At 62.8% G+C, this 7,559-nt stretch carries 7 protein-coding genes; all 7 read right to left on the bottom strand.

The window, feature by feature from the left end:
* The coding region (locus tag AYR66_RS18995; protein ID WP_234814942.1) for an HpcH/HpaI aldolase/citrate lyase family protein at positions 1–421 on the bottom strand (421 nt) is incomplete at its 3' end.
* Between the two features lie 11 nt (positions 422–432).
* Positions 433–1,611: a CaiB/BaiF CoA transferase family protein gene (locus AYR66_RS18990; RefSeq protein ID WP_088708798.1), complete on the bottom strand. Its 1,179-nt coding sequence runs from the start codon at positions 1,609–1,611 to the stop codon at positions 433–435.
* Positions 1,612–1,626: 15 nt separating this feature from the next.
* Positions 1,627–2,787 carry an acyl-CoA dehydrogenase family protein gene (locus AYR66_RS18985; protein WP_088708797.1) on the bottom strand — a complete coding sequence of 387 codons (1,161 nt, stop codon included), beginning with the start codon at positions 2,785–2,787 and terminating at the stop codon, positions 1,627–1,629.
* 16 nt (positions 2,788–2,803) lie between these two features.
* Positions 2,804–3,664, bottom strand: coding sequence for an HTD2 family dehydratase (locus tag AYR66_RS18980; RefSeq protein ID WP_088708796.1), 861 nt, complete (start codon positions 3,662–3,664; stop codon positions 2,804–2,806).
* A 117-nt stretch (positions 3,665–3,781) separates the two neighbouring features.
* A complete protein-coding gene (locus tag AYR66_RS18975) occupies positions 3,782–5,020 on the bottom strand; it encodes an MFS transporter (RefSeq protein WP_088708795.1) in 1,239 nt (412 codons plus the stop codon).
* 39 nt (positions 5,021–5,059) lie between these two features.
* The gene (locus AYR66_RS18970) at positions 5,060–6,622 is read right to left on the bottom strand and encodes a methyl-accepting chemotaxis protein (protein ID WP_170942207.1); all 1,563 of its coding nucleotides are present in this window, start codon (positions 6,620–6,622) and stop codon (positions 5,060–5,062) included.
* A gap of 225 nt (positions 6,623–6,847) precedes the next feature.
* Positions 6,848–7,559: aldehyde dehydrogenase family protein (locus AYR66_RS18965; RefSeq protein ID WP_141104275.1), on the bottom strand; the 712-nt coding region annotated here is incomplete at its 5' end.

Genomic DNA, 7,559 nt, shown 5'->3' with positions numbered 1-7,559 from the left:
TCGAGCCGAACATCAGGCGGCGCACATGCGGCGTGCGCGCGAGCACCCGCGCATTTTCCAGTCCCCATGCACTCTCGACCAGCGGGAACACCGGCTTGTCCGGCGATGCGCAGTGAATCATGAACACGTCGTCGGCGCGCTCGGCTTTGGGCAGCACGATGCCTGCCACGCCCGCCATTGCACAGAGCCGGACATCATCGCGGAACCATGCGGAACCTGCGCTGTTGATGCGCACCAGGACGCGGTGTTCCGGACGGAGCCAGCGCGCGATACTATCGCGGGCCGCCGCCTTTTCGTCGGGCGGAACCGCATCTTCCAGATCGATGATGATGGCATGCGCGGCAGTGGCGCAGGCCTTGTCGAAACGTTCCGGCCGGTTGCCCGGAACGAAGAGGTAGGATCGGTGAAGTGATGGGCTCATGTTTGCCTGATTCAAATGACGCCCTGCGACTTGAGCAGGGCAATATCGGAACCGCCATAGCCGAGTTCCGCAAGAATGGCCGTGGAATGCTGGCCGAGCGCGGGAATCGGCTCCATGCGCGGCGGGCAGGTATCGGGCAGGCCCGGCGGCAGCAGCGCGGGCACCTTGCCAACCGGCGTGTCGACCTCGGACCAGCGTCCGCGCGCCGCGAGTTGCGGATGCTGCCAGAGGTCGTGCATGTCATTCATGTGCGCGTTCGCGATCTGCGCGGCATCCAGCCGTTCGACCACCTGCTCTCCGGTCAGGGACGCAAAGGTATCGACGATGATTTCACGCAATGCCGTGCGCGCTTCGGTGCGGCGCGAATTGGACGAGAACCGGGGATCGGCGGCGAGCGTGGGCTGTTTCAGCACCTTGTCGCAGAACACCGTCCATTCCCGTTCATTCTGCAAGCCAAGCATCACGATCTTGCCGTCGCCGGCCGGGAAGGGGCCGTACGGATAGATCGTCGCATGGGCGGCCGCCGCGCGCCGGGGCGGCTCGGCGCCGTCGAACGCGTAGTACATCGGAAAGCTCATCCATTCGACCATGCTCTCCAGCATCGACACGTCGACATGGGAACCGCGTCCGGTCTTTCCGCGCTGCAGCAGCGCGGCGAGGATATTGGTGTATGCATACATGCCGGCCGAAATATCCGCGATCGAGCAGCCCGCCTTGGCCGGTTCGTCCGGCGTACCGGTGATCGACAGGAAGCCGGATTCGCTCTGGATCAGCAGGTCGTAGGCTTTCTTGTCGCGGTACGGGCCATCGAGGCCGTAGCCGGAAATGTCGCACACGATCAGGCGCGGATACTTTTCCTTCAGCTTTTCGTACGACAGCCCGAGACGGTCAGCCGCGCCGGGCGCGAGGTTCTGTACCAGCACATCGGCGCCGTCGAGCAATTTGCCGAGGATGCGGCCCGCTTCCTCATGTTTGACGTCCAGCGTCAGGCTTTCCTTCGAACGGTTGGTCCAGACGAAATGGGACGACAGGCCGCGCACGCGTTCGTCATAGGCGCGGGCGAAGTCACCGACGCCGGGGCGTTCGACCTTGATGACACGGGCGCCGAGATCCGCGAGCTGGCGTGTGCAGAACGGCGCGGCGATCGCATGTTCGAGCGTGATGACGGTAATTCCTTCCAGCGGACGCATGGGGTGTGGCTCCATTCAGAATGAACGCGGCAATCCGAGCACATGCTCGGCCACGTAAGACAGGATCAAATTGGTCGAGATCGGCGCGACCTGGTACAGGCGCGTTTCGCGGAACTTGCGCTCGACGTCGTATTCGCACGCAAAGCCGAAGCCGCCGTGGAATTGCAGGCAGGCATTGGCCGCTTCCCACGATGCATCGGCCGCCAGCATCTTCGCCATGTTCGCTTGCGCGCCGCAGGGCTGGTGCGCATCGAACAATTCGCAGGCCTTGAAGCGCATCAGGTTGGCCGCCTCGATGTTGATGAACGCCTTCGCAATCGGAAATTGCACGCCCTGGTTCTGGCCGATCGGGCGGCCGAACACTTCACGTTCCTTCACATAGCCGCTTACCTTGTCGATGAACCAGTAGCCGTCACCGATGCATTCGGCGGCGATCAATGTGCGTTCCGCATTCAGGCCGTCGAGGATGTACTTGAAGCCCTTGCCTTCCTCGCCGATCAGGTTTTCTGCCGGGATTTCCAGGTTCTCGAAAAACAGCTCGTTCGTCTCGTGATTGACCATGTTGGGGATCGGCTGCACCGACATCCCCTTGCCGATCGCGTCCTTCAGGTCGACGATGAAGATCGACATGCCTTCCGATTTTTTCGTGACTTCCGCCAGCGGCGTGGTGCGCGCCAGCAGGATCATCAGGTCGGAATGCTGCACGCGCGAGATCCACACCTTCTGGCCGTTGACCACGTAGCGGTCGCCCTTCTTCACCGCATTGGTCTTGATCTTCGTGGTGTCGGTGCCGGTGGTCGGTTCGGTCACCGCCATCGATTGCAGGCGCAGTTCGCCGCTCGCGATCTTCGGCAGATAGAGGCGCTTTTGTGTTTCGGAACCGTGGCGCAGCAGCGTGCCCATGTTGTACATCTGGCCGTGGCATGCGCCCGAATTGCCGCCGGAGCGGTTGATTTCTTCCATGATCACCGACGCTTCGGTCAGGCCGAGGCCGGAGCCGCCGTATTCCTGCGGGATCAATGCGGCCAGCCAGCCGGCCCTGGTCAGCGCATCGACGAACTTCTCCGGATAGCCGCGCTCTTCGTCGACACGGCGGAAATATTCCTGCGGGAACTCCGCGCACAATGCCCGGACAGCGTCCCTGATATCCTGATATGAATCCTGCTGGTGCTGCATGTCTGCTCCTGTCTGTTCACATCGCCAGCACGGCCTGGGCCTGCATCGCAAGCTCGCCGCGTACATTCTTCGCCCACAGCTTGACCACGCCGTCCGCATCGGGCGGTTCCCCGCAAATCTCGAAGGGCTCGATATCGAACAGCGGGCTGACCGCGCGGAAGCTGAAAGACTTGATCGCGGCGCCCGGCATCCTGCGCTGCGCCAGTTCCACCAGCAGCGTCGCAAGCAGCGGCCCATGCACGATCAGCCCGGGATAGCCCTCGACTTCGGTGGCATAGCTGCGGTCGTAATGGATACGGTGGCCGTTGAAGGTCAGTGCCGAATAGCGGAACAGCAGCGTCGGGTCGGGACTCACCGATTCGGTCCATGTCGCGCCGGACGGCGCCTGTACCGGCTGCGTCTGCCGGGTGCCTTGCGGTGCATCGCGATAAACGATGTCATGCTCCTCGACCAGCGCGATGCCGTCCGCGTTCGAAATCGCATGTTCGACCGTGACGAACACCATGTCGCCGCTCTTGCCGCGCTTGACGTCCACTGCCTTGATCGTCGACGTGCGGCTGAGTGCGCTGCCGATGTCGATGGGTGCCAGGAAATTCAGCCGCCCGCCCGCCCACATCCGGCGCGGCAGCGGCACCGGCGGCAAAAACTTGCCCCGCTGCGCATGTCCGTCATGTCCCAGTTCCGACTGGCGCGCGGTGTTCCAGAACACCATCCAGTGCCACAGCGGCGGCAGCGGCTCGCCGGCCTGCGGCGCCGCATCGCGGTCCAGCACGGCGGCCATGCCGGCCGCCAGCGCGGGGTGCACCACGTCCTGGATTGATTCCGTCTTGCCAACCCACTGGTGCAACAGCGGGATGTCAATGCCGTCGATTTTCATACTGGAATTTCGCTTTTTGCCAATGCTTTGCAGTGTGTCGCAGCGACCGGGGCGGCACAATCTGCATTTTCCGAAGGGGGGGTTTGTTGCAGGTTGAGGTGGGCCGAAAGCCTGTCCTCATGCGGACGCCCGCTGTCTGTGCGCACGCATGAAGAGCCACGAGACCAGGGCAAGGTTGAACAGATTCCAGCCGACGCCGTTGATAAACGCCATACGGTAAGAACCGGTCAGGTCGAAAATCTTCCCCGACATCCATCCCCCGAGGGCCATGCCGAGCAAGGTGCCAAACATGACCGAACCGACGCGCGCCCCCGCTTCCCTTGGCGGGAAATATTCGCGTACGACAATGGCATAGGAAGGCACGATACCGCCCTGGAACAGGCCGAACATCGCCGAGATGATGTACAGCGTGACCAGTCCGTCGAAAGGCAGGAAGAGCAGCAATGCCAGCGTCTGGAGTGCCGATCCGAGGATGAGTGTGCGCATGCCTCCCAGATGGTCGGCTATCCAGCCGGATGCCAGGCGGCTGACGATGCCGAAGCCGAGCATCCGCGAAAGCATCTCGGCGCCGCGCGCCGGATTGATGCCGAGATCCGTGCAGTACGAGACAATATGTACCTGCGGCATTGACATCGCCACGCAACAGCTGACCGATGCGATGAACAGCAGCATTTGCGCCAGGCCCGCAGGCAAGCCGAACGGTCGAGTATCGTGAACGGCGTGACCACCCGCCGAAGCAGTAGCAGCCGCCAAAGGCAGCGGCGGCCGCTTGCGCAAGGCCATACACAACGCAGCCATGCCCGCGCCGCAGGACAAGCCGAGGACGGTGTAAGTATGGCGCCATCCGACATGCTCGACACCCCATTGCACGAGCGGAGGCCAGACCGTGCCGGCGACATAGTTGCCGCTGGCGCAAATCGCGACGGCGATGCCGCGCCGCCTGTTCCACCACAACGCGGTATCGGCCATGAGCGGGACGAAGGCACTGGCAATTCCGAGTAATCCGATCAGCATGCCGTGCGCAAGGACGAACAGGATGATGTTCGATGATAGTCCGGCCAGCACATAGCCCGCCGCTACACCGAGGGCCCCCAGGGCCACGACTGCGGCAAGGCCATACCGGTCGGCGGCACGGCCGCACAGCATGCCGCCGACGCCTGATGCAACCATCGTCACGGTATATGCCAGGGAAATGCCGGCCCGGCTGGCGCTGAATTCCTGCTGCACCGCAGGCATGACGACCGGCAAGATATACATCCCGCTGCTTCCGAGCGTCACGATGCACAGCGCAGCCGCCAGGCGCCGCGCGGCATGGCGCGAATCGATCAGGCTGACGTCGGCGGGCATACGGGTCATGGCAATTCCTTCTAATGCAAGGCTTCCCCGGGAAAGGCGCTATACCTGGAACACCTTGACGGTCAGGTGCAATTCCGTGGCCTGCCGTTCCAGCGCAACCGCTGTTTCCGCGCCCTGCGCGGCGTGTTCGGCATTCTTTCGCGTCACCAGATCCATCTGGCCGATTGCCTCGTTGATTTCCTCAAGTCCGTTCGCCTGTTCCGCAGCAGCATGGGTCATGTCGGACATGATGGACGACACCCGGGCCACGCTTTGTTCCAGCTCCGTCATGTAGCTGCCGGCTTCCGTCGCCAGTGCCGCGCCCGAATCCACGCGGTCCACGGATTCGGAAATCAGTTCCTTGATTTCCTTCGCGGCGGAGGCGGATTGCTGGGCAAGCGTGCGTACCGCAGCGGCGACCACGGCGAATCCGCGTCCCTGCTCGCCCGCGCGGGCGGCTTCGACAGCAGCATTCAGCGCCAGGATATTTGTCTGGAAGGCGATGCCGTCGATCACTGAAATGATATCGACGATTTTTTTGGCCGACTGATTGATCAGTTCCATGGTGCGGACGACGTCGCCGACCGTTGCGCCGGTCCGGGCGGCGATGCGGGAGGCAGCGAGGACATGTGCGTTGGCTTCGCGTGCATCGTCGGCGCTGCGCTTGACGATGGATGTCAGCTGTCCGGTGGAGGCAGCGGTCTTCTCCAGCGCCGCCGCCTGACGTTCGGCCCGTGCCGCCATCTCCGCGATTTCGGCCGCCATGGCCTGCGATGTGGTCGTGATCGCTTCCGACCCGGTTCGCACCCGGCGCACGATATCGGCCAGGCTGTCACGCATGGACTTGATGGCATACAGGACGCTGGAACGATCGCCCGGCGCGACCGAAACGTCCACCGACAGGGCGCCGCCGGCGATATTGCGCGCGACCTCGGCGGCCCGGTGCGGCTCTCCGCCCAACCGCCTGCGCAACTGCATGCCGAACACGATGCTCACCGCAATGCTCGCGGCCAGCGACATGCCCGCCAACACCGTCACGAGCGCCATGCCCGACGCGACCACGTCGTCGACGCGCTGGTTCGCGGCGGCAATGGCATTACCCTGGCGCGCATCGAGCTTGTCGAGTGCGTCGAAGTACGCCAGCTCCAGCGGGCGAAGCTCGACCAGAAGCAGGTTCTTCGCCTCGTTGATACGGTCTTCCGCAACGATCGTGACAAAGCGCGACAGTACCTCGCGATAGCCGGCATCGATCTCCGCGATCTCTTTAAGCAGCGGCTTTTCATCATCGCGTCCGGCAGCCGCTTCCAGCCGCTTCAATACCTCGGTGATTCGCTTTCCGGCATCGGCTGCCTGTTCAAGCTCCTTCCGCACCTGCGCCTGGTCGGTCATGATCACGGCGTTGCGCGCGGACTGGCTGATCAGGTTGAGGTGGGCTGTCACTTCCCGGATCATCATCGCCCTCGGGAAGGTGTCCTTCAATGCCTGTTCAGATGTCGCGCTGAGCGTCGAGATACTGTGGACGCTGACCGATACCAGCGCCAGCATCAGCACGGTCACCAGACCGAAGGCGGCGATCAGCTGGTGTATGACTTTCCATTGGGCGAAGTTCAGGCGTTGTCTCATGTCTCCGTCTCTCTTCCTGTCCATTCTTGTTGTTGTGCTGGCCGGCGCCGCGCCGTAAAAAAAAACCTTCCTCCGCACGGAGGAAGGCCAACCCGGACAAAGGAGGGGACGTTGTCATGTCCAGGGATGCGTCGATTGCGCAGCAGGCGACGCTCGCATTGTCCCGCCGAACACGCCGGTGTTGTATCTGCATTTTCCGAACGGGGCATTCGGCGGGGATGAAGGCTACTGCATGCTACCCATGCACAGGTACTTGATGACGAGGTAATCGTCGATGCCGTACTTTGACCCTTCGCGTCCGATTCCCGACTGCTTGACGCCGCCGAAGGGAGCCACTTCGTTGGAGATGAGACCAGTATTGATGCCGACCATGCCGTACTCCAGCGCTTCGGCGACACGCCAGATGCGCGCGATATCGCGGCTGTAGAAATAGCTGGCGAGGCCGAATTCGGTATCGTTGGCCATGGCGATGACTTCATCGTCCGACTTGAAGCGGAACAACGGCGCCAGCGGCCCGAATGTTTCCTCGCGTGCCACCTTCATCGCAGACGTGACATTGGCGATGACCGTCGGCTCAAAGAAGGTACGGCCCAGCGCGTGGCGCTGCCCGCCGCAGAGAAGGACGCCCCCCTTGGCAATGGCATCGCTGATGTGTTCTTCCACCTTTGCGACCGCCTTGCCGTCGATCAGGGGGCCGATGTTGACCCCCGGCGCAACGCCGTCGCCCACCTTGAGCTGACGCACCGCAGCGACCAGTTTTTCCGCGAAAACGTCATACACCTTGTCGTGCACGTAAATGCGGTTGACGCAGACGCAAGTCTGTCCTGCGTTGCGGTACTTGCTCGCGAGCGCGCCCTGCACGGCAAGGTCGAGGTCTGCATCGTCGAACACGATGAACGGCGCATTGCCGCCGAGCTCCATCGACACTTTCTTTACG

It is taken from the genome of Noviherbaspirillum denitrificans (genome assembly GCF_002211445.1).
Taxonomy (GTDB): Bacteria; Pseudomonadota; Gammaproteobacteria; order Burkholderiales; family Burkholderiaceae_D; genus Noviherbaspirillum; species Noviherbaspirillum denitrificans.
Note: the sequence above shows the minus strand (reverse complement) of the source record. Positions and strands in the feature narration are given on the sequence as shown.

Coding starts and splice junctions, on each gene's coding strand:
- AYR66_RS18985 (WP_088708797.1), bottom strand. CDS start 2,787: ATGCAGCACCAGCAGGATTCATATCAGGATATCAGGGACGCTGTCCGG.
- AYR66_RS18980 (WP_088708796.1), bottom strand. CDS start 3,664: ATGAAAATCGACGGCATTGACATCCCGCTGTTGCACCAGTGGGTTGGC.
- AYR66_RS18970 (WP_170942207.1), bottom strand. CDS start 6,622: ATGAGACAACGCCTGAACTTCGCCCAATGGAAAGTCATACACCAGCTG.
- AYR66_RS18990 (WP_088708798.1), bottom strand. CDS start 1,611: ATGCGTCCGCTGGAAGGAATTACCGTCATCACGCTCGAACATGCGATC.
- AYR66_RS18975 (WP_088708795.1), bottom strand. CDS start 5,020: ATGACCCGTATGCCCGCCGACGTCAGCCTGATCGATTCGCGCCATGCC.